Origin of the sequence: Hyphomonas sp. (assembly GCF_041398465.1) — a bacterium.
Taxonomy (GTDB): domain Bacteria; phylum Pseudomonadota; class Alphaproteobacteria; order Caulobacterales; family Hyphomonadaceae; genus Hyphomonas.
In genome coordinates this window covers 86,309-105,915 of record NZ_JAWKUS010000006.1, presented here as the reverse complement: position 1 = coordinate 105,915, position 19,607 = coordinate 86,309, and the positions used below count along the sequence as shown (strand labels likewise).

Annotated in this window: 20 protein-coding genes; 11 read left to right on the top strand and 9 right to left on the bottom strand. The window is 60.0% G+C overall.

The window, feature by feature from the left end; all coding sequences use genetic code 11:
- Positions 1-3 precede the first annotated feature (3 nt).
- Positions 4-1,719 (bottom strand): PQQ-dependent sugar dehydrogenase, encoded by a 1,716-nt coding sequence (locus R3C98_RS17125; RefSeq protein ID WP_371315291.1) that lies wholly within the window; start codon positions 1,717-1,719, stop codon positions 4-6.
- A 251-nt stretch (positions 1,720-1,970) separates the two neighbouring features.
- On the opposite strand from R3C98_RS17125, the gene R3C98_RS17120 reads away from it, so the two are divergent.
- The 3 genes from R3C98_RS17120 (at position 1,971) to R3C98_RS17110 (ending at position 4,742) form a co-directional block, all read left to right on the top strand.
- Positions 1,971-2,534, top strand: coding sequence for a LemA family protein (locus R3C98_RS17120; RefSeq protein ID WP_371315290.1), 564 nt, complete (start codon positions 1,971-1,973; stop codon positions 2,532-2,534).
- Positions 2,534-4,243, top strand: coding sequence for a DUF2207 domain-containing protein (locus tag R3C98_RS17115; protein WP_371315289.1), 1,710 nt, complete (start codon positions 2,534-2,536; stop codon positions 4,241-4,243). Before R3C98_RS17120 ends, R3C98_RS17115 begins: the two co-directional genes overlap by 1 nt.
- Before the next feature lie 121 nt (positions 4,244-4,364).
- Entirely contained in the window at positions 4,365-4,742 is a 378-nt protein-coding gene (locus R3C98_RS17110; RefSeq protein ID WP_371315288.1) for a hypothetical protein, read from the top strand.
- On the opposite strand, the gene R3C98_RS17105 is transcribed toward R3C98_RS17110, so the two are convergent.
- The 5 genes from R3C98_RS17105 to R3C98_RS17085 form a co-directional block, all read right to left on the bottom strand.
- Positions 4,638-5,414, bottom strand: a complete 777-nt coding sequence (locus R3C98_RS17105; protein ID WP_371315287.1) for a crotonase/enoyl-CoA hydratase family protein — start codon at positions 5,412-5,414, stop codon at positions 4,638-4,640. The genes R3C98_RS17110 and R3C98_RS17105 overlap by 105 nt on opposite strands.
- Positions 5,415-5,432: 18 nt before the next feature.
- A complete protein-coding gene (locus R3C98_RS17100; RefSeq protein ID WP_371315286.1) occupies positions 5,433-6,137 on the bottom strand; it encodes a DUF4336 domain-containing protein in 705 nt (234 codons plus the stop codon).
- Positions 6,134-7,045, bottom strand: a complete 912-nt coding sequence (locus R3C98_RS17095; RefSeq protein ID WP_371315285.1) for an alpha/beta fold hydrolase — start codon at positions 7,043-7,045, stop codon at positions 6,134-6,136. The genes R3C98_RS17100 and R3C98_RS17095 overlap by 4 nt, the downstream gene beginning before the upstream one ends.
- 99 nt (positions 7,046-7,144) lie before the next feature.
- Positions 7,145-7,630 carry a DUF2165 family protein gene (locus R3C98_RS17090; RefSeq protein ID WP_371315284.1) on the bottom strand — a complete coding sequence of 162 codons (486 nt, stop codon included), beginning with the start codon at positions 7,628-7,630 and terminating at the stop codon, positions 7,145-7,147.
- Between the two features lie 82 nt (positions 7,631-7,712).
- On the bottom strand, positions 7,713-8,894 hold the full coding sequence (locus R3C98_RS17085; protein ID WP_371315283.1) for a VWA domain-containing protein: 1,182 nt from the start codon (positions 8,892-8,894) through the stop codon (positions 7,713-7,715).
- A gap of 123 nt (positions 8,895-9,017) precedes the next feature.
- On the opposite strand from R3C98_RS17085, the gene R3C98_RS17080 reads away from it, so the two are divergent.
- From R3C98_RS17080 to R3C98_RS17070, 3 genes are read left to right on the top strand one after another with little or no spacing between them, the layout of a single operon-like run.
- Complete coding sequence (locus R3C98_RS17080; RefSeq protein WP_371315282.1) at positions 9,018-9,764, top strand: hypothetical protein; 747 nt, start codon at positions 9,018-9,020, stop codon at positions 9,762-9,764.
- Between the two features lie 45 nt (positions 9,765-9,809).
- Positions 9,810-10,610, top strand: a complete 801-nt coding sequence (locus tag R3C98_RS17075) for a DUF2270 domain-containing protein (protein WP_371315281.1) — start codon at positions 9,810-9,812, stop codon at positions 10,608-10,610.
- A gap of 41 nt (positions 10,611-10,651) precedes the next feature.
- Positions 10,652-11,782, top strand: coding sequence for a hypothetical protein (locus R3C98_RS17070; protein ID WP_371315280.1), 1,131 nt, complete (start codon positions 10,652-10,654; stop codon positions 11,780-11,782).
- Between the two features lie 21 nt (positions 11,783-11,803).
- Here the strand turns inward: R3C98_RS17070 and R3C98_RS17065 are convergent, their stop codons facing one another.
- Positions 11,804-12,682, bottom strand: coding sequence for an AAA family ATPase (locus tag R3C98_RS17065; RefSeq protein ID WP_371315279.1), 879 nt, complete (start codon positions 12,680-12,682; stop codon positions 11,804-11,806).
- Positions 12,683-12,766: 84 nt separating this feature from the next.
- Positions 12,767-14,488 carry a TIR domain-containing protein gene (locus R3C98_RS17060; RefSeq protein ID WP_371315278.1) on the bottom strand — a complete coding sequence of 574 codons (1,722 nt, stop codon included), beginning with the start codon at positions 14,486-14,488 and terminating at the stop codon, positions 12,767-12,769.
- Between the two features lie 295 nt (positions 14,489-14,783).
- Between R3C98_RS17060 and flbT the strand changes: the two genes are divergently transcribed.
- The 3 genes from flbT to R3C98_RS17045 are packed head-to-tail and all read left to right on the top strand — an operon-like array spanning position 14,784 to position 16,142.
- Positions 14,784-15,170, top strand: coding sequence for a flagellar biosynthesis repressor FlbT (gene flbT, locus R3C98_RS17055; protein ID WP_371315277.1), 387 nt, complete (start codon positions 14,784-14,786; stop codon positions 15,168-15,170).
- A complete protein-coding gene (locus R3C98_RS17050; protein WP_371315276.1) occupies positions 15,170-15,481 on the top strand; it encodes a hypothetical protein in 312 nt (103 codons plus the stop codon). The genes flbT and R3C98_RS17050 overlap by 1 nt, the downstream gene beginning before the upstream one ends.
- A 10-nt stretch (positions 15,482-15,491) precedes the next feature.
- Positions 15,492-16,142, top strand: coding sequence for a MarC family protein (locus tag R3C98_RS17045; protein ID WP_371315275.1), 651 nt, complete (start codon positions 15,492-15,494; stop codon positions 16,140-16,142).
- A gap of 31 nt (positions 16,143-16,173) precedes the next feature.
- Here R3C98_RS17045 and R3C98_RS17040 read toward each other — a convergent pair whose 3' ends face one another.
- Positions 16,174-17,457, bottom strand: a complete 1,284-nt coding sequence (locus R3C98_RS17040) for a hypothetical protein (RefSeq protein ID WP_371315274.1) — start codon at positions 17,455-17,457, stop codon at positions 16,174-16,176.
- 260 nt (positions 17,458-17,717) lie between these two features.
- Here R3C98_RS17040 and dksA point away from each other — a divergent pair, with 260 nt between their 5' ends.
- Together dksA and R3C98_RS17030 are read left to right on the top strand one after the other, a co-directional pair.
- On the top strand, positions 17,718-18,134 hold the full coding sequence (gene dksA, locus R3C98_RS17035; protein WP_371315273.1) for an RNA polymerase-binding protein DksA: 417 nt from the start codon (positions 17,718-17,720) through the stop codon (positions 18,132-18,134).
- A 360-nt stretch (positions 18,135-18,494) separates the two neighbouring features.
- A complete protein-coding gene (locus R3C98_RS17030) occupies positions 18,495-19,598 on the top strand; it encodes a FliM/FliN family flagellar motor switch protein (RefSeq protein ID WP_371315272.1) in 1,104 nt (367 codons plus the stop codon).
- Positions 19,599-19,607 lie beyond the last annotated feature (9 nt).

The window sequence follows — 19,607 nt, the reverse complement described above, 5'->3', positions numbered from 1 at the left end:
CTGCTAGCGATCATTGACCTTCTCAAGGTAATTCAGGATCGCGCGTTGTTCCCATGATTCCAGATTGTATTGGGCCGGCATGGTCGTGTCAGAATACATCGCCTGCGGATTATGTAGAAAGGACTTCACCTTGCCCCTGGTCCACTTCCCCCGTGCCTTGGCTAGACCCTCACTGTAACTGTATCCGGGCGCTGATCCGATCTTGCGCTTGTATAAACCGTTCAGTGGCGGGCCAATGCTGTTTTCGCCATTTACATTGTGACATCTGGAACATTCGCTCCAGAACACGCGTTCGCTTGGGTCCGGCTTCCCAATCGCTTCCTGAACCTGCTCTTGAAGTTCGTTTACTGCGCTATAGCCAGAAATGGAGATAGGTTCGATCGAGCGAGTGTCAGTTGCATCCCGTAGCAGGATGATCGATCTGTCTCCCCCCGTCAGGATTGCAATCCACCCGTTCTTGAGAATATGCACATCACGCAGCCTCGCTCCGAGGGGAATTTTTTCCGCGTATATTATTCTGTCCCCGTCTCGCCGGAGATGGAACAAGGATTCTTCTCTTAGCGAAACGGCCAGAAGATCGTTCTTCCACAACTCGAATTCAATCGGCTCGCTGGGCAGGGCCGTGATTGCGCTTATTCCGATCGAAGGCAAAAAGGCCATGACAGGCATTACATATCCATCATGGCGGCCCTGCACCGGGTTAGACGGAATAGGCACCCTTGGGGACCCGTAGTTCATGCCAAGTGACACAGTGGGCCAACCATAGTCCGCACCGGGAGTGACGTAGTTGATTTCATCTCCTCCCTGCGGACCGTGTTCTGCCTCCCAGATTCCTCCGTCGCTATCACGTGCAAGTCCCTGCGGGTTCCTGAAACCGTGGGCATAGACAGCCGGTTCACCCGTCTCCAGATCTATGCTGATTATTTTGGAGAAGTCGTTGTCGTACTGAGGGCCGACGCGGTCGTGAACGAAAAGTTCCCATTCGATGCCATAGTCACCAACGCTTAGCAGGATATGGTCATTGTCGAGCATCATGAGCTGGCCGCCGGATTCCAGCCCGAAATAACTCCAGTCGAATTCCTCGAGACTGAAGCATTCGCGAATTCGGTAGAATTCGTCCCATACGCCGTCAACAAACCGAATTTGATCGCCCTCGAGGTTCAATCCGGTCTGGCTGATGACGCCGCAAATTTCGCTGCTCTCGGGAACGAAGATGTGGTGACTCACATAAAGTGTGGCTTCGTCATTATTGGTTTCAGAGCGATGGACCAGGATGTCCATAACCCTGTACCATTCAGAATTGAACTTCGAATGGCGACTGAACACTTCTGTCTTGAGCCGGTCGAAATCCATCGGAACCCGAATGGAGCTGTATTCGATTTTGCCTTCAGTCAGGTCGACCGTTGCAATATATCCGCTCGCAGAGGCGTAGAGAATTGTATCCCCGACAGAGTCGATTGCTCCGCCGCTGGTAAAGCCCACTGTGTCCCCGAGGCGTATGTCTGCGCGCTGAATCGTGACAAGCCCGGTCTCTAGAGTATGCCAGTCTGAGACCCTGATTTCTTCCAGTTGTTCCAGACCGGGAGGAAAAAGACGATGGGATATGCGTTCCTTGTTCTGAACGCCAAACAAGGTCACGGCCCCGGCGATGAATGCAAATAGTATTGAGCACAACAGAAGCGAAAGGCGAATCCAGCGATTCCGCAAATACTTGTTCAATATATTGTCCCCACAATAAACACACCCAGATACTATCTTTAATGGGCGCGGTATTGCTTGCGCAAGTAGATTGCCGGTGTTTTCGGATAATATCCGAAAATTGGTGGCGAGTTTGACAGTCTGCCTGCGGTTTCGCGGCTGTTTGGGCAAAGTATTTGTGCCACCTGATGAGCCGCGTCCCGCTTCGTTTTGCTTAACACGGTGCCGAATGCCGGTTATGCATGTGGTTGTGTTTTGAAAGGAGGCGTACCTTGGCACTCTATATTTCTGGCGCCATCCTGATTTTTCTGATTGTTGCTGTCATCCTGATCTATAACGGGCTCGTCCAGAAAACTCAGATGGCGGATAATGGCTGGTCAGATATCGACGTGCAATTGAAGCGCCGGTCGAACCTGATCCCGCAGCTTGTGAACACTGTGCAGGGCTACGCCACGCATGAGCGGGAGCTGTTTTCGGATATTGCCGAGAAGCGGGCGAAGGCGCTCGCCGCCGGGGATGACCTGGCGAGCCGGGGCGAAGCGGAAAGCGAGCTATCCCGTCCGGTCGCGAAGCTGATGGCCGTGGCGGAAGACTATCCCGACATGAAGGCGAGCCAGAACTTCCTCGATCTCCAGCAGGAACTCGCCGACACCGAAGACAAGATCGAGATGGCGCGCCGGTTCTACAATGGCGCCGTGCGCGAGCTGAACACGCGGGTGCAGAGTTTCCCGGCGAACCTGCTGGCCGGCATGTTCGGATTCCGAACACGAGATTTCTTCGAGGTCTCAATGCCGGATCGTGCCGTGCCGAAGGTCGATCTTAGGGGCGCAGACTGATGCTGCGTTACCTGCTGGGCGCGCTGGCTGCCTGTCTCTTTGTGCTGGCAGCAGGCGCTGAGGAAAAGATCAACCGGTTCGATGTGGGAATCGAGGTTCAGAAAGATGGGGACATCATCGTCACTGAGACGATCAACGTCACCGTCGAGGGCAGGGACATTCGCCGCGGTATCTTCCGGGACCTGCCACGCTACTATGCCGACGACCTGAAGCCGGGCGACAAGCTGCCTTACCAGTATGATGTCCGCCGGGTGCGCCGCGACGGCAGCAAGGAACCCTATACCGTTGAGCATGACGGCAATGCCTATCGCATCCGCATAGGCGACGCGGATGTGCTGCTCGATTATGGCGACCATACCTATGTGATCGAATACGAGGTGAAGAACCAGATCCGGTATTTCGACAGCCATGACGAACTCTACTGGAACGTCACCGGCAATTACTGGCTGTTTCCCATCGAGGAGGCATCCGCCCGGATCGCGCTGCCGGATGGGGCGAGGGTGACGGAGGCCATTGCCTATACCGGCCAGTCCGGAGACGTGGGCCGGGACTATTCCTACCGGCAGGACGGCAACGCGCTCGTCTTCGAAACGACCCGCCCGATGGACCGATTTGAAGGGATGACGGTCTCGGTGTCGATGCCGAAGGGAACGATTGCGCCCCCGTCCCTTGGCGACAAGGGAACATTGTGGTGGTTACGAAATGGCGCGCTGGCGATACTGGTTGCATCATTCTGCGGCGTGTTCTGGTTCCTGATGTCGGGATTTCAGAAGGTGGGACAGGATCCGCCCAAAGGACCAGTGTTTCCGCACTATGAGCCGCCAGAAGGCTATTCCCCCGCCGCTGTCCATTACATTTTCTATCGCGGCCTGCGCAGCCATGGCGCGCTGATTTCCACTCTCATCGGTATGGGCGTGAAGGGGTTGGTGGACATTGATGCTTCGAACAAGAAGGAAACCACGCTGACGCGCAAGCAGGGCGGCAATGCCGCGATCACCCCGGACGAGGCAATTCTCGACGCGGGCTTGTTCGGCGGACGGTCCGAGCGCACCCTCGGCGGGAAGTATGATGCGAGCTTTACTTCGGCCTACCAGAAGTTTCGCGCCGCCCTGTCACGGAAATATGGCAGTGCCTATTTCCGCTGGAATATTGGCTATACGCTGGCGGCGGCGGTGATGACGATCGCAGCGGTGGCATTCGCTATATTCCAGGCCACAAACTGGTCCGGTTGGCACACACTCCTCATCCTGGCCTTTGCGGGGCTGAACGGGCTATTCATGTACCTGATGCCGGCGCCGACGGTGAAGGGACAAAAAATCCGTACGGAAATCGAGGGCTTCAGGCTTTACCTCGAAACGGCAGAGAAGCTTCAGATGAACGCGGTAAAGGTCGGCAGCGATGCCCCGCCGCCCATGAGCCTGGATCGCTATGAGCGTTTCCTGCCATACGCTGTCGCGCTGAATGTGGAGAAGCCGTGGACAAAATACTTTGAACACCAACTACCCACGGAAGCTGCGAATTACTCGCCGGCCTGGGGCCAGTTCGGCAACCGGTCCTTCAGCAATGTCGGCGGCATGAACGACGCCATCATGTCCAGCATGAGCACAGGCGTCTCCAGCGCCCTGCCGCAGAGCTCCAGCTCCTCCGGCGGGGGAGGCGGAGGCTCGTCCGGCGGTGGTGGCGGCGGCGGCGGCGGCGGCGGTTGGTAGATTTTTCCCGTCTTGCCTGGTGTCCAGAAAATGGAATTTTCGCGGCAGTGTGATTTTGTGATTGCACCAGAAGAAAAGTGAGATTACGGGGCGAAAAAATGCCGGACCCGCGAGGCGCCCCATGTCAGTTACGCACTTCCTCATCGAGATGTCCGGCTGGGCCGGGGCCATTCTCATCCTGATCGCCTATCTCATGCTTTCCGCAGGAAAGATGGATGGCCGCTCGAAAGCCTATCAGGTGATGAACGTCATCGGCGCGACCGGCTTCATCATCAACAGCGGCTACAATGGTGCGATCCCGTCGACAACGATCAATGTGATCTGGGTCGGCATTGGTTTCTTCACCCTGTGGCAAGGCCGGCGCCTGACCGAGCGCCCCGGCGCGCCTTACCTTTCAGAAGAGGCCGCCGCGGCCGACGCCGGCGGCGAAACGTTTGGCGCCATCCCGGGTTTCTCCCATCTCGATGACCTTCAGACCGCCTGCGATCTCACAGCGTAGGGCTTCATCCATCGGCAGTGACCACTGCGCCATGGCTGAAGTGCGGTCTGTCCGCATGCAGAATTGGGGGAATGCGGCGATGCGCCGGGCGACGTCCCGGGCCATCGGGAGGGCGGTGTCTTCCTCTGAGACATAGTTGGCGAGCCCGAAGGAGAGGGCCTCTTCTGCACTAACTTCCCGGCCTGTGAGGATCATGTCCATCGCGCGCGAAGCACCAATCAGCCGGGGCAGCCGGATAGTGCCTCCGTCGATCAGCGGTACGCCGAACCGGCGGCAGAAGACGCCGAATTTTGCACCCCGAGAGGCCACACGCAGGTCGCACCAGCAGGCAAGCTCCAGTCCGCCGGCAACGGCATAACCATCCACGGCAGCGATCACCGGCTTGGACAGGTCCAGGCGCGACGGACCCATGGGCCCGTAATCCCCATCCGGTAGGGATTTGTTGCCGCGCCCTTCGGCGACGGCCTTCAGGTCTGCCCCTGCGCAGAAGTTTCCATTCGCGCCAGTCAGGATGGCGACGGAAAGGGCCTCGTTTGTATCGAAGGCCTTGAACGTATCGTAGAGTGCGTCGGCGGTGGGCCGATCCACAGCGTTGCGCGCTTGCGGGCGATCGATGGTGACGATCAGGATGTCGCCGTCAGTTTCAGTACGTAGGCCGGGTGGAGTGGGCATGGTTCTTTCTCCCTGTGATCAGCGGATCAGCCAGGCAAAGGCCTGGCGAAGATAGGCTTCCCCGCCAGTTTTCACCCACTCGCCATGCGCCATGATCACACGCTTCGGGTGGATGCCGATAATGTTGAGGATTGCTTCTCGTGCGGGCTTCCTGTTCAGCCAGCTGAGCCTCCATTCGAGCGGAGCATAACCCTTACCGACCACGATGCCCCAGATTCTCGCAATCGGCCGCTGCCACCCCTTCCAGTGATGGTGCAGGAAATGATCGCTGAAGTTCTCCGACAAGTCCGCCATGATCACGGTGCTGGAGGCGCGGTGTACGAAGACGATTTCGTCCATGAAGAAAGAACCGCGGAACCAGGCTTGGCGGAAGGCGCCTTGCCAGTCTGACGGCGGCAGCGATTCCAGCGCGGGTTGGAATGGCAGGTCTTTCCGTTTGCGGATTGTGGAGGCGAGACCCCAGAGCTTTGCCTCGGGGTAGGCTGCGTGCCATTCACTGAGATAGAGGTGGTGGATCTTGTTCGGGCTGACGAGGTGGGCGACCGGGCCGAGGCCATCGACTTCCTTTTTCAGCTCAGGCGTCAGTGCCACGGGCGACCACACCCACAGCTTTCCATCCGGCAATCGCACGATGATGGACCGTGTGGGATAGGGAAATCCGTAGAAGTCGACCACCGGGCCTTCGGTCAGCCATAAGTCTGTGTCGATGGGGTCCAGCATCATGCTGGACCCGACGGCGCCGTCTGGCCCAGGAAGGGTACGATTCGGTTCAGCAGGACCGGCATCATGGCTTCGGGAAGGTCATGGCCCCATTTCTCGATGATATCGATCTTCGCGCCCGGCACGCGTCTGGCGATGTCTTCTCCGCCTGCAGGCAGGATCAGCGCGTCCCGTTCACCGTGCAGGACGAGCGTCGGTACATCGAGGCCGCTGAGGCGCTCGTGCCAGCGGGGCTGGGCGAGGATAGCGGCATATTGCCGGGCGACTCCCATGGGCCTGTCAGAGCGCTGCATGGCCGCAATCGCGCTCGCGCGGATCTCGTCGTCCGGTGTGCGCACATCCGGATGGGACCCGTAGGCCGCGCGGCCCTTCACGGCGAGTTCGGCGATTGCCGCGGGCGTCCGCTCCTCAGGAACAGCCGTCAGCGCGGCGGTTGCTTCCGGTGTCGCGGGCGGCAATGACGGATCCCCGGACGTCGTCATCACAGGGATCAGCGTGCGCACGCGTTCTGGATGGTTCAGCGCCATCAGCTGCACGATCATGCCGCCCATGGAAACGCCCATCACGTCCGCCTGATCTGCGCCGAGCGCCTTAATCAGGGCAGCAGCATCTGCAGCCATGTCGTCTAGCAGGTAGGGCACTTTCTCGTGCATGGCGTGTCCCGCCGCGATGCCCTTCACGATGTCGCGCGGAGAAGGAGGGACATGCCCCTCGAATTCGGTCGTGAGGCCAATGTCACGATTGTCAAAAATCACGACCCGGCGGCCTGCGTCTGTCAGGCCACGGATCAGGCTTTCCGGCCAATTGATCATCTGGCTCGAAAAGCCCATGACGAGCAGCATGAGCGGATCGTCCTGCGATCCGAACTCCTCGTATTCGATGTCTATGCCGTTGGCCTTGATGCGCGCCATGCCTTCTTCCTCCCGATTTTATGGGGCCAGATTAGGAGACGCAGAGCAAAGCACAACCACCGATCGGGTTCACAATCTACCGAACGGCAATGAATGCCGTCATTCGTCCTTCTGATTGACGAAAATCAGGATGATGGCGCTTGACGCGTGGTACATGAACGCGCCTTCAAAGGAACCGCCACCGACCTGGCTCTGCCACATCTGGAAGAGGGCGGCACCGAACACCTGGAAAATGCCGAACCAGACGATCAGCGCCACGCAGCAGCCCGCAATGGCCCAGAGCTTCGACGCATTGAACGCGCCTGCATCTGCGCCGACCTGTTTCCACATATCGAAAGCGCCCTTGAAGCAGAGCAGCCCAACGAGCAACTCGCCCGTCATGATGCCGGTCAGCGCAAGCTTGATCAGGAAGGCAGACGTGATCGCGGGTATCACCATGTTCGGATAGGCCGGACTGTCAGCCTGGCCCAGCACGGCGCCGACCGCCATCTGGGCATATTCCCAGTTCACGGCATTCGAAATGAAATAGAACAGGCCCTGGAGCCCGACGAGAACGATCAAGATGATCTTGAAATAGCGGATCATGAATTCCCCCTTGGTCCGTGTCTTACCCGTGCACGAAACGTGCGCCGGGCCATTCACAAGATCCGTGGGAGGAAACGGCGTATTAGCGGCTCAGTTCTTTCATCGCTTCGTCCAGCCCGCCCAGCGTCAGTTCGAACATGCGCTGTGGGCCGATCAGCTCACGGACCAGCTTGATGGAGCCCGTGTACTCCCACGCACCTTCCTTGACCGGGTTCAGCCAGACAAGGTTGGGGTAGCGTTCCACAAAGCGCTGGATCCAGATACCGCCGGCTTCTTCGTTCCAGTGCTCCACCGAGCCGCCGGCATAGGTGATCTCATAGGGACTCATCGTGGCGTCGCCGACGACGATGACCTTGTAGTCCGACGGGTATTTGTTCAGCACATCCCAGGTTGGGATACGATTGTTCATCCGTCGGCGGTTGTCCTTCCACAGGCCCTCATATGGGCAGTTGTGGAAGTAATAATATTCGAGGTTCTTGATCTCTGACCGGGCGGCCGAGAACAGCTCTTCCATGACACGTACATAGGGGTCCATGGAGCCGCCAACATCCAGCAACAGGAGGACCGAGACGGTGTTGCGCTTTTCCGGGCGCATCTCGATGTCGAGATAGCCTTTGCGGGCGGTATTGTTGATGGTGCCGTCAAGGTCCAGTTCGTCCGGCGCACCCTTGCGGGCCCATTTGCGCAGGCGCTTCATGGCGACCTTGATGTTGCGTGTGCCGAGCTCGACGCTGTCGTCGTAATTCTTGAACTCGCGCTTGTCCCACACTTTCACGGCGCGGCGGTGGCGGGATTTTTCCTGGCCGATGCGCACGCCTTCGGGATTGTAGCCATTGGCGCCAAACGGCGAGGTGCCGCCGGTGCCGATCATCTTGTTGCCGCCTTCGTGGCGTTTCTTCTGCTCTTCGAGGCGCTGTTTCAGCGTCTCCATCAGCTTTTCGAAGCCACCCATGGCCTCGATCTCGTCCATTTCCTCCTTGGTGAGGAACTTCTCGGACATCTTGCGCAGCCATTCTTCCGGAAGATCCTTCACGTCGACCGCATCGGCCAGCGTGTCGAGACCCTTGAAGACGTGGGAGAACACCTTGTCGAACTTGTCGATATTGCGCTCGTCCTTCACCAGCGCGGCGCGGGAGAGATAGTAAAAGTCCTCGACGTCCATATCGGTGACTTTCTTGTCCATCGCCTCCATCAGCATCAGGTATTCCTTCAGCGTGACCGGCACTTTTGCGGCGCGCAATTCGTTGAAGAAGTTGAGGAACATGGGACGTGTCTCACTTTGGCCTGTCGTAAACATAGACTGCCTGCTGCCCGGTGTCCAAGCTGACGTCACGCTAACTGTCCGCTCATGCTGTGTTCAGCTTCCGGCGGGTAGCCATGTATCGACATGATGCGTGTCTTTTTCCTGTCCCTTTCCTTGCTGACCGCCGGGCCAATGGCCGCGGCAGACCCTGGCTGTGATCCGGGAAGGGACGAGAAAAGCTGCATGGTTCAGGCGATCTGGGAGGCGGCTGCGGGGTTCCCGGCCAACAAGCGGGACCGCCTGAAGCCCCTGTTTTTGAATACGGTTGCGCTGAGTGGGGACACAGCGCTGCTTGCGGATTGGGAGGGACGGCTCGGCAGCGAGGCAGCGCCGCCGCCGGAATATCCCGACTATGTTCGCGAGCGGGCGGAGGCCGAGCTGCGGGAAGCTGATTGGAATCGCTTCCTGCAGCGGGCCCAGGCCGGGCTTCCGCCCTTTAATATTGGCCGTCCGGAACTGATGGCCGCTGGCGCGCGCTTGGCGCCGGATGCTGCCACACGCCAGCGCATTGTGGACGTTATGTTCGCTCTGGCGGGGCCGCCCCAGCCGGGTGCCCGGCCGCTGGAGAACTTCGAGCGCGGCGATTTTGGACATGTGCTGAGTGAACTCGCGATGGAAAGCTGCGATCTCGCTACATTTGACCGTGCCGTGCAGCTGACCGTTGAACCGGATGGCCTTCGCTACGCTTTCTGGCGGGCGCGGATCACTGGCGGCGCCGGGGCGCTCGCCGGCCGCGTGAGGGAAACGGGCGGGCGGGAGGATACACGCCATGTGCGCGAAGCACTGGAAGGCTATGGGGCAATTCTGGCGCGCGGCTATTGTCCGGCTTGATCCGTCGGCCTTTTTGGGAGTAGGCGGGGGCAAGGAAACGCCCGCATGACAGAATTTGACGATACCGAGGATGTGGTTCTGGCCGAGCCAACCGACGGAGACCCGGATGGGGATCCGCCGTCGGGCATTTCCGGCAGTAAGGAAGTCGGTGCGATCGCGCACCTCTACAGGGCGGAAGTCTACCGTTCGACCGTTTGGCGCCAGCGCCTTGACCAGACAACGAACTGGGCCGTGATCTCGACCGGCATCGGCCTGTCTGCTGCCTTTGCGTCCGAGCGTGCTTCGCCCTTTCCAATCGTGCTTGTTGGCGCGCTCTGCATCATGTTCCTGATGCTGGAAGCACGCCGCTATCGTTTCTTCTATGTCTGGCGATTCCGGGCACGGGTTCTGGAGATCGCCTTCTACGTGCCCATGCTGCGCGGAGAGGGGGCGAAGATCCCGCTCGATCGGGGGACAGCCCTGTCAGACGATTACGTCAAACCGCAATACCGTATCTCGATGATCCGCTCAGTTGGCCGGCGCCTGCGCCGGAACTATGGCTGGATTTTCGCCATTCTTGGCGCGGCCTATTTCGCAAAGATCGCCATTCATCCGACGGATGTGGACAATTTTGCCCACTTCATGCGCCGGGCGCATATCGGGCCGATTCCCGGCTGGCTGGCGCTGATCTGCGGTATCGGTTTCCATGTTGGCTGGATTTCGCTTGCCTGGAAAACCTGGTGGGATGAGCGCACCGACAATACCAAGATGGCCGACTTCCTGAAAAGCCGCGAAGACGTCAACCGCCGCGAAGTTGGCCGTAAACGCGAAGACCTGAAAGCTGAGAAAGACATACTCGGGTTTTAGGCTGGTCCAGCTGTTCGGTTCTGGGGGGTACCCGCCCGTCGATGGCGGAAATCGCGCTGCTTCTGGAATGGCGCACAGCAGGCCATTTACCGCGGGCGGTTGCGGCAAATTGCAGAATGCGCTCGCCAGGGAAAGCAGCAGTCTTTCTGGCACTTTTCTTGCTGACCAGGCGCTTGGGCTTTCTAAAGTCCGCCCGAAGGAGATCAGCGTTGTCCAATAAGAACCTCTACCGAATTTCCTCGCTCAAGACGACCATGCGCCGAATTCTCCGGCCTACGCAGATGGAAAAGGTGACCTTCTATGCGACGCGGGCCAGGAAATGGCGGTTTACGCGCACGTTCCGGCGTTCGGATGCGAGTATCGAGCAGCTCCGCGAGGATCTCAAAAACAAGACGCTCGTGTTTACCGTGACAGCCGGGCGCACAGGCTCGGATTTCTGCTGCAATCTGATGGACATCCTGCCCAACACCGTGAGTACTCACGAACCGGAGCCGGCTTTTCAGAGGGTAATCCGGGAAGTTCAGACGGATCCCGAGGCGGCGAAACGATTCTGGATTGAATACAAGCTGCCATTCATCGCCAGCATGAATAAGCGCAACTATGTCGAGACGAGCAATGTATTCGGAAAGGGGTTCTTTCAGCCGCTTCTGGACCTCGGCTTGATACCCAATCTGATCATTCTGCGCCGGGAACCCCGCAAGATCGCGATGAGCTATCTGGAGCGATATTGCGTTCCCGGACGCACAAAGCTTGGAATCGAATTTCTGATCTGCCCCGACGATGCAGTGGTTCTGCCAATGCCGGGCTGGCGCCGGATGAGCGATTACCAGGTTATTTTCTGGTACGCGCTCGAAATGGAGCGGCGTCAGGAAATCTATACAGAGCAACTCCGTCAGCAAGGCGGCAAGGCGGTCGAGACGAGCGCTCAGGCACTGAATGATCCGCAGAATTTCCTTCAGGTCGTGCGTGAGCTTGACCTGCTGGACCCGGATGCAGACACCGATGAGCTACTCAAGGCACATGCGGAGCTTTCCAGCCGCAAGCACAACAAGAACTACCAGTCGCTTGAATACTTCGGCGATGCCGATGCCGAAGAAGAGGCGGTATGGGAAGCCATATCCGCCGTCGATCCCGGTTTTCGGGCGCGTGTCGAAGCCCGGTATTCTCGCTGATCGGAGCCGATTGGCTTTACCTTAGCCACCCGCCGGGCCGCGGCGTCCGCCACCCGGGCCGTCCTGACGGCGGGCGAGGAAGGCGAGGCGTTCGAAGAGGGCGATGTCCTGCTCGTTCTTCAGAAGGGCACCGTGCAGCGGCGGGGTGAGCCGTTCCGGGTCTTTCTCGCGCAGGGTTTCGAGGTCGATGTCCTCGTTCATCAAGAGCTTCAGCCAGTCGAGCAGTTCGCTGGTCGACGGCTTTTTCTTGACGCCCGGCAGTTCGCGCATGGCGTAGAAGGTCGTCAGCGCGTCCTTCACCAGCTTCTGCTTGATACCCGGATAGTGGACATCGATGATGTCCTGCATCGTGTCCTCGTCCGGGAACTTGATGAAGTGGAAGAAGCAGCGGCGCAGGAAGGCGTCCGGCAGCTCTTTTTCATTGTTCGAGGTGATGATCACGATCGGGCGCTGTTTGGCCTTCACGGTCTCGTCGGTCTCGTAGACATAGAATTCCATCCGGTCGAGTTCCTGCAGGAGGTCGTTCGGGAATTCGATGTCGGCCTTGTCGATCTCGTCGATCAGGAGAACCGGGCGCTTGTCGGCGGTGAACGCCTCCCACAGCTTGCCCTTCTTGATGTAGTTCTTGACGTCCTTGGCGCGCTCTTCGCCCATCTGGCCGTCGCGCAGGCGGGACACGGCGTCATACTCGTAGAGGCCCTGGTTCGCCTTGGTGGTGGACTTGATGTGCCACTCGATCAGCTCGCAACCGAGCGCTTTTGCCACTTCAACGGCCAGCACGGTCTTGCCGGTGCCGGGCTCGCCTTTGACCAGCAGCGGGCGCTCCAGTGCAATAGCGGCGTTGACCGCGACACGCAGGTCGTCAGTTGCCACATAGTTTTCAGTGCCTTCGAAACGCATGGGTGTCCAACTCCGCCTGTTTGTCGTTACCGGCCAAGCATAGAGCAGCCCCGCCACAGGGCAACGCATAACGTGGGGGGAGGCTCAGTTGGGGAGGGAAGTGAGGGTACTGCAGGCCGGGGCATAGCCTCCGTCGCAAGCCTTTCGATAGAGCCTGCTGGCTTCGACATCGTCTTTCGTCATACCCAAACCATAGTGGTATAACACGGCGAGATTGTTGCAGCTGGTCATGTTGCCTCCATCACAGGCTCGGGAGAACAAAATGGCCGCGTAGCCATAGTTCTGAGGTACTTCACTGCCGTGATAATAGTTCACTGCAAGTAAGTTGCAGGAGTTTACCCTTCCTGACAGGCACGCGTCGGCCCGTAGCACAAGACGTTGATCGGTCAGTCCCATTGCCCACTGTGGACGATCCGACGAGTCTGAATAAGAGGTCCGACCGGATGGACTCCAGATTTCAATTTTCCATGCTAGGGAGTGAATGGGTTCCGGATCGATGCGCTCAAAGTCTACTTCCAGGCGAATGCCGGATTTGAGGCTGAACGCCTGCAGAGCCTGCTTCGTCGGTTCGCCATACACGGCATCAGCCGCTCCAAACAGGAAATCTTTGTCCTTCAGAGCGTTCTGCACACGCATCACGGCCCCCCGATACTTTGCGATGGCCTGGCTGACTTCAGTCCGGTGCAGTGTGTTCCCGGGCACTTCCAGATACGCATCATAAGCCGACAGGGTTCCCGCCCGCAGAGCAGCTTTGTAAGCCCCGTCATCGGATTCTGCATGCTCCGAGGCTTTGGGTTGCGCGGTTTCCTCCGATGCCTGAGTGGCATCCGGCTTCTCTGGACTGCGCTTCGCAGGATGCGGCGCCGGCATACTTCCTCCCGTTTGGGTTTCCTTCGGCCAGTTCGTGTAGCCCAGAAAGATACCGCCGCTGATCAGGATCGTGGCCAGGAGGCCGAAGATCGTCTTTCCTTTGCCGCCACTGCGCTCAGGCCGCGGCAGCGCAGGTGGTTTTACTTCGGTGACGACGGGGGCTTCTGTTGCAGCCGGCGCCTCTGTATCCGCCGCTGGGCCGCGTGTTGAGGCGGGCGGTGGTATCGGCTCCCGTGGAACAGCGCTCGCCTCATCGCTCATTTGGCCAGTTGCCAAGTCCTCCGGATCTGATTGTGGTGCAGGAATCGGTGCGTGCACGTGCGGGCGTTCCGCCCGCAACGCCTCAAGCTCTGCTCGCATGGCTTCGAGTTCCTCGCGCACATCGACTTCGTCGCTTTCGGGCGTTTCCGAAAGGGCTTTGCTTTCCAGTTCAATCAGTTCCGGCCGATCCAGTGTCCGTGCGAGCGACCGGATGAACTTCAGCCATCCGGCATGGTCTACGTCGCCATCAAAGTCGGTAAGGTCCGTAAACTGGATGTGCCAGAATGCGGCGGGGCGGTCGAGGTCGGCAATCGGTTCAATCTGAACAGGAACCAAAACGCCGCGAGTCTTCCCGATGTCGCATTCGATCTTGACCCAGGGCCGCGTCAGCGAATGGGGCGACCAGACCCCTACGATCGCACCTGCAGACTTTACTTCCCGGTCCAGCACATCCGGGAACACGTCGCCGCCGTCGAGGCCATCAACGTCAAAGAATGTTGTCAGCCCCAGCTCTTCGAGACGGTCACGGATGAGTACGGCGCGGTCATGGTCCTTGCGCGCATAGGAAATGAAGACATCCGCCATCCTGCGTCTCCCCCGATCTGCAGAAATTAACAATATCAACTTTCCGGTGCCAGACCAGCCCGGCCTTTCGCACCGCAGCACGGGTTTCATTTTTCGCGCTCTCCGGCCTGTGATAAACAGGATCTGCCATGCGCACGACCGCAGCGTCTCATGCTTCAGCGGAGTGCCGCACCGGTCCGGGCAGGTCTGACCCCTTTGGGTCGGGACAGGCCCGGGCCGATGCAGGACTTGTGATCCAGAACCCTGCCGGGACTCGCGCGCATGGCACCTTTCCCTGCAGGTTTGTCGACACCTCCCGTTCACGTGGAAAGTTCGTGAACCGGCAATCAAGCGTTAACGCCTTCCTGCGATTCTTTGCGAAATTCGCCGCATTGGATCTGGAACCATGCCTCTGAAACTGTCGCTCAAGCCGGGTGAAACGTTCGTCGTGAACGGTGCCGTCGTGCGTAATGGCGACCGTCGTGGCGTGCTGCTGCTGGAAAACCAGGCCCGGGTCCTGCGCGAGAAGGATATCCTGCATCCGAGCGATGCGACGACGCCGGCTGCGCGTGCCTATTTCAGTGTCATGCAGATGTACCTGCTGGGCGAGGCTGACGGGCCGACTTATTCGCAGGCGGCCGAAGCGCTCGCCACCTTGCTGGCTGCCAGCGAGAGCGAAGAGGCGCGCACCGCCGTGCTCGATATTTCGGCCGATGTGGCCTGTTCCAACCTCTACCGTGCCCTCAGCCGGTGCCGGCGCTTGCTGGCTGACGGTGAAGGGGTCGCGGCCTGATGCCGGACGGCTCCGCGATGCGCGCGCACCCCGCCCCCGATACCAAGCCCCTGGGCCTGGATGAGGCGATCCGCCTGCTCGAAGCCGGGGAAGGGGCCGATATCTGTGTCGATCTCGGTGACGGACGCCTTGCACGTGCTGATGGTCCGCGCGGCTCGGAAGGTCTGCTTCAGCGCCTGCGTGGCCACAAGATGATGCTGGCGCTGGCCTCCGGTGCAGCAGACCTGTCGCGGTTTACCGCCAGCCCGCGCTCGTTGACGATCGCACCGGGCGTGCAGGAAATCCTCGACGCAACGACCCAGAGAGACTAGAGCGCCGCGCATGAGCGCAGAACTCCTTTCCCTCTTCACGGCAAGCTTTGTCACATTCTTCGTCCTGATCGACTCGCTCGGCGTGGCGCCGATGTTCGCGACCCTGACGGCACGTGGCGATGCGGCCTACCGCAGGCAAATGGCGTTCAAGTCGATCTTCGTGGCCGCGGTGATCATCTTTGCTTTCGCGTTCGGCGGCGCCTGGCTGATGGATGCGATGCACATCTCCATCGACGCGTTCCGGGCGGCGGGCGGGGTGCTCCTTTTCCTGATCGCGCTCGACATGGTGTTCGAGAAGCGGACCGAGCGCCGCGAGCACCGCACGGAAGAACATCTCGGCCAGCACGAAACCGACCCCGAACCGGACGATGTGTCCGTCTTCCCGCTCGGCATTCCGATGATTGCCGGTCCGGGCTCCATTGCGACGGCGATGTTCTACATGTCGGATGCGGACAACTGGATGGAGAAGGGGGTTATCCTCTCCGCCATCGGCCTGAACCTGTTGCTGACACTGGTCATCTTCCTCGCCGCGGGTCCGCTTGTGCGCATGCTGGGAGCCAGCGTGGCCGGGGCCCTGACGCGGATCCTCGGCGTTGTGCTGGCGGCGCTGTCTATCCAGCTGCTGATCGACGGCATCAAGGGCGCGTTCAATCTGGGCTGACGCATCCGCCTTTGGGTGCCGGTCTCATGCTTCAGGCGCCCATCGGCTCCAGTTTCTTCTTCTTCCGGATGTTCCGGCGAAAAGTCGACCAGGTCACAAAGATCAGGGCGAGACCTGCGGCGGTCATTCCCATGACCTGCAGCACCATCTGCAGCGTCCAGCGGACGCCGGTGTCGGCAATACGCAGGGCACTGGCGCCTGATTGTTTCACCAGCGCGACGGCCCGGTCACCGCCCGCTTCCGCAATCAGCCGGATACGGCGGAGGTCTGAGGCGTCTTCCACCCGCTCGATCAGGGTCACCGCGGCAGCGGGGCTGGTCAGCGTGCCGATGCGGTCGATCTGTTCGAGATCGGACTCCAGCCGCTGAAGGCCGCGTGCGTCGATGGAGTCCACAAAAGCGGCTTTGACGCGTTCGGTACGCACATCGACCGTGGCGAGTTCGCCGAGGGCTTCTTCGAGGGCAGGGCGCAGGGCGCTGTCGGGCAGGGCATTGTCGACCCGGTCGGCGAGATAATCCTGGAAGTCTTCCGTCAGGCGCCGCGAGCGCAAAGCAGATTTCAGGATCGAAGCGGCGCGGATATTCGCATCGGACAGGCCGTCAGCCGTTTCTGCTTCCAGCAGGCCGATTGCGGTGATCTTCAGCGCGATTTCGTCCATCCGGTCGCCGCGCAGCCACCGGTCGGAATTTTCGGCGAGGTCCTGGAATGTACCGAGCAGGCGGAAGCGGGTGTCCGTTGCCGCGCGTTCTGATGACACTTCGACGTCAGGGCTGTCCTGGTTTTCGATTTCGGTATCTGTGGGTTCGATGGCCGCTTCCGGCGCATCGACGAGTCCCGACTGGACATCGACCACGCGTTCGGAAACCTGTGCCTCTTCGTATTTCAGGCTGATCGCGGTGGGCAGTTTTCGTAGGGCCGCTGCGGTCAGCCGGTCGTCAGAGCGATCCAGCCTTTCGGCATCTGCCGCCACCATCAGCTCTTTGACGTCCTTGCGTTCCAGCATTTGGGGCGCAGCAAGCAGGAAGCCGTGTGCCGCGGCCACATCGCGCTCGCTCAGTTCCCGGTCGACAACGTCGTACCAGAACTCGTACCGGTCCGCCGGATTGCGCGGGGCGAAGGAAGCGAAGGCCTCGTCCATGTTCTTCCGGGTCTGGTCGATGGCTTCGATACCGGGGGAATCCGAGAACGCAGAGCCCGAAAAAGCTGCGCCCAGCACCTGCGCGCCGATGACCGGTAGCAGGATGAGCATGGAGTTAAAAACGACAGCCTGCATCCAGCCCGAGGTTTTTTCAGTGCTTTTCCGGCGTCGGGCCATGAACGCTGAAACCGTTGCAAAAGCTGTACATTGAGCGAGCATTCATAGAGCGCGTGAGGGTATGAAAGATCAAGTCCCGGCCTGCATATTGCAGTGTATAGGCAGGTTTGGACTTGTGTGTATTGGTCACAATTTCACGACAATTCAGGGTTATTGGCACAGGCGCCTGAAAAGGCAGACAAAATTTACACAGCTTTGCCGATTGCGGTGAATCGCCTGCGGCTTTATATCCCGCCCAAGTTTGAATGAGGTGTCCTGCGATGAGTGTCGAAATTGCAGATGACTATCGTCCCTCGGATGACGAGGAATTCATGAATGAACGGCAGCTGGCCTATTTCCGCCGGCTGCTTGAGAACTGGAAAGCCGACATTCTCGACGGCGCCAAGCAGACCATTACGAATCTGCAGGATGAATCCGGTTCTTTGCCCGATATCGTCGACCGTGCTTCTGCGGAAAGCGACAAGGCGCTGGAACTGCGCACCCGGGACCGCCAGCGCAAGCTGATCTCCAAGATCGACGCGGCCCTGCGCCGGATCGAGGACGGGTCCTACGGCTTCTGCGAAGTGACCGGAGAGCCGATCGGCCTGCGCCGCCTTGAGGCCCGCCCGACCGCGACGCTGAGCCTGGAAGCCCAGGAACGTCACGAGCGCAAGGAACGGACCCTGCGCGACGACTGAGGCGTCAAAAACCTTGCCCCGGAATTATTTGCGGCGGCGTCTCCAATGGAGGCGCCGCCGCTTTTTTTATCATCCCAACGCCACGGCTGATTCATCCCAACGCCACGGCGCTTTATCGTCTCCGCGGCCGCCTGTTCCGCGGTGAAGTCACAATGCCAGCAAGGTCCAAACGATCTCTTACATCTTGGTAATCAAGGTCTTAAGGCTGAAGCCTTATGTTTAACAACAAGTGCTGTTTTGTTAGCTTCAACCCGGCCCGCCGGGCTGCCAGCCAGGCATTGACCGGGGCCGGGAATTCCAATTCCTAACTACCCGTTAACCCTCTCCGCTGCAGAAGTAACCATTACGGAAGCGCCGCGCATGAAGTCAGACCTCCCTCTTGCCGCCGATGACGGCTGGGACATGTCACCCCGCCGGGAATCGGCGGTGATGGTCGACATGCCGACTTCCTTTGAGCCGCTTTCATCCGACCGGCCCCTGCCGTCCGCACGCGGTGTGTTGAGCGCGGCAGAGATCGAGGCCCTGCTTCGCCCAGACCTGTCAGACCTGCCGGAGAGCCAGCCGGAGCCCGCGCCGGAAACGATTGCAGACAAGCCTCTGCCAGACGTGGAGGCGCGTGCGGCGGAGCCTGAAGCGGGGCCTGAGACCTCCGACTCCCAGACTACGGATATTCCGGTTACGGCGCGGCGCCTTGCATCGCGGCTCTCCCTCGCTCTGCGCAAGGGATGCGGCCTGCGCGCGGCGGCAGCTGCCCGCTGCGTGCGTGAAGGTGATTTTGATTCCGGCCTGACCGGCGCGATCGCCGGGCAGGGGGCTGCCATCGCCTGCTTTGCCATCGACGAGGGTGAAGTGGACGCCATGCTGGTCCTCTCGCCAGAGCTCGCAAACGCCCTGATTGAAACAGCTTGCGGCGGCGGCGCCATGCCGGGGGACTGGTCCCCACGTGAGCTGACCCCGCTCGACAGCGCGCTGCTCGAAGGCCTCGTCCGGCCGCTGGGCCACGCCATTGCACCGGGCCTCGGCTTCGCGGGCATGGAGACCGAAGCAGACTTCGCCGCCGCACTCGCCCGTCCGGGCACGGCGGAAATCATCGATTTCGAAATCCGGGTCGATGGCGGCCGTCATGCGGCCCGCCTGATCCTGTCGGGCGAGATCGCGGATGCGGCAGCTCCGGAAGCGCTTCTGGCGCCTGCGCCTGCTCAGGCGGTTGCTCCGCCCGCAGAGGCAGCGCCATCATCCGTGACCGTCCTTCTGACGGCCCGGGTCGCCTCGCTCAGCGTGCCACTCTCCCGGCTTTCGGACCTGACGGCCGGTTCCACCTTGCTGCTGGGCGTGCCGGCAGACCAACCGGTTGAACTCCTCTCCGGCGGGCGCGATGGACCGGTTGTGGCGGAGGCCCAGATCGGGCGCAAAGGCAACAAAATGGCGCTCAGAATCTCGCGCCGCGTGCCGGGCTTCCGTTAATCTTTTCCG

What these genes read in the sequence shown, in the direction of transcription:
- R3C98_RS17115 (WP_371315289.1), top strand. Translation starts at nt 2,534, where the DNA reads ATGCTGCGTTACCTGCTGGGCGCGCTGGCTGCCTGTCTCTTTGTGCTG.
- R3C98_RS17110 (WP_371315288.1), top strand. Translation starts at nt 4,365, where the DNA reads ATGTCAGTTACGCACTTCCTCATCGAGATGTCCGGCTGGGCCGGGGCC.
- R3C98_RS17105 (WP_371315287.1), bottom strand. Translation starts at nt 5,414, where the DNA reads ATGCCCACTCCACCCGGCCTACGTACTGAAACTGACGGCGACATCCTG.
- R3C98_RS17100 (WP_371315286.1), bottom strand. Translation starts at nt 6,137, where the DNA reads ATGATGCTGGACCCCATCGACACAGACTTATGGCTGACCGAAGGCCCG.
- R3C98_RS17095 (WP_371315285.1), bottom strand. Translation starts at nt 7,045, where the DNA reads ATGGCGCGCATCAAGGCCAACGGCATAGACATCGAATACGAGGAGTTC.
- R3C98_RS17090 (WP_371315284.1), bottom strand. Translation starts at nt 7,630, where the DNA reads ATGATCCGCTATTTCAAGATCATCTTGATCGTTCTCGTCGGGCTCCAG.
- R3C98_RS17085 (WP_371315283.1), bottom strand. Translation starts at nt 8,894, where the DNA reads ATGTTCCTCAACTTCTTCAACGAATTGCGCGCCGCAAAAGTGCCGGTC.
- R3C98_RS17080 (WP_371315282.1), top strand. Translation starts at nt 9,018, where the DNA reads ATGATGCGTGTCTTTTTCCTGTCCCTTTCCTTGCTGACCGCCGGGCCA.
- R3C98_RS17075 (WP_371315281.1), top strand. Translation starts at nt 9,810, where the DNA reads ATGACAGAATTTGACGATACCGAGGATGTGGTTCTGGCCGAGCCAACC.
- R3C98_RS17070 (WP_371315280.1), top strand. Translation starts at nt 10,652, where the DNA reads ATGGCGGAAATCGCGCTGCTTCTGGAATGGCGCACAGCAGGCCATTTA.
- R3C98_RS17065 (WP_371315279.1), bottom strand. Translation starts at nt 12,682, where the DNA reads ATGCGTTTCGAAGGCACTGAAAACTATGTGGCAACTGACGACCTGCGT.
- R3C98_RS17060 (WP_371315278.1), bottom strand. Translation starts at nt 14,488, where the DNA reads ATGAAACCCGTGCTGCGGTGCGAAAGGCCGGGCTGGTCTGGCACCGGA.
- flbT (WP_371315277.1), top strand. Translation starts at nt 14,784, where the DNA reads ATGCCTCTGAAACTGTCGCTCAAGCCGGGTGAAACGTTCGTCGTGAAC.
- R3C98_RS17050 (WP_371315276.1), top strand. Translation starts at nt 15,170, where the DNA reads ATGCCGGACGGCTCCGCGATGCGCGCGCACCCCGCCCCCGATACCAAG.
- R3C98_RS17045 (WP_371315275.1), top strand. Translation starts at nt 15,492, where the DNA reads ATGAGCGCAGAACTCCTTTCCCTCTTCACGGCAAGCTTTGTCACATTC.
- R3C98_RS17040 (WP_371315274.1), bottom strand. Translation starts at nt 17,457, where the DNA reads ATGGCCCGACGCCGGAAAAGCACTGAAAAAACCTCGGGCTGGATGCAG.
- dksA (WP_371315273.1), top strand. Translation starts at nt 17,718, where the DNA reads ATGAGTGTCGAAATTGCAGATGACTATCGTCCCTCGGATGACGAGGAA.
- R3C98_RS17030 (WP_371315272.1), top strand. Translation starts at nt 18,495, where the DNA reads ATGAAGTCAGACCTCCCTCTTGCCGCCGATGACGGCTGGGACATGTCA.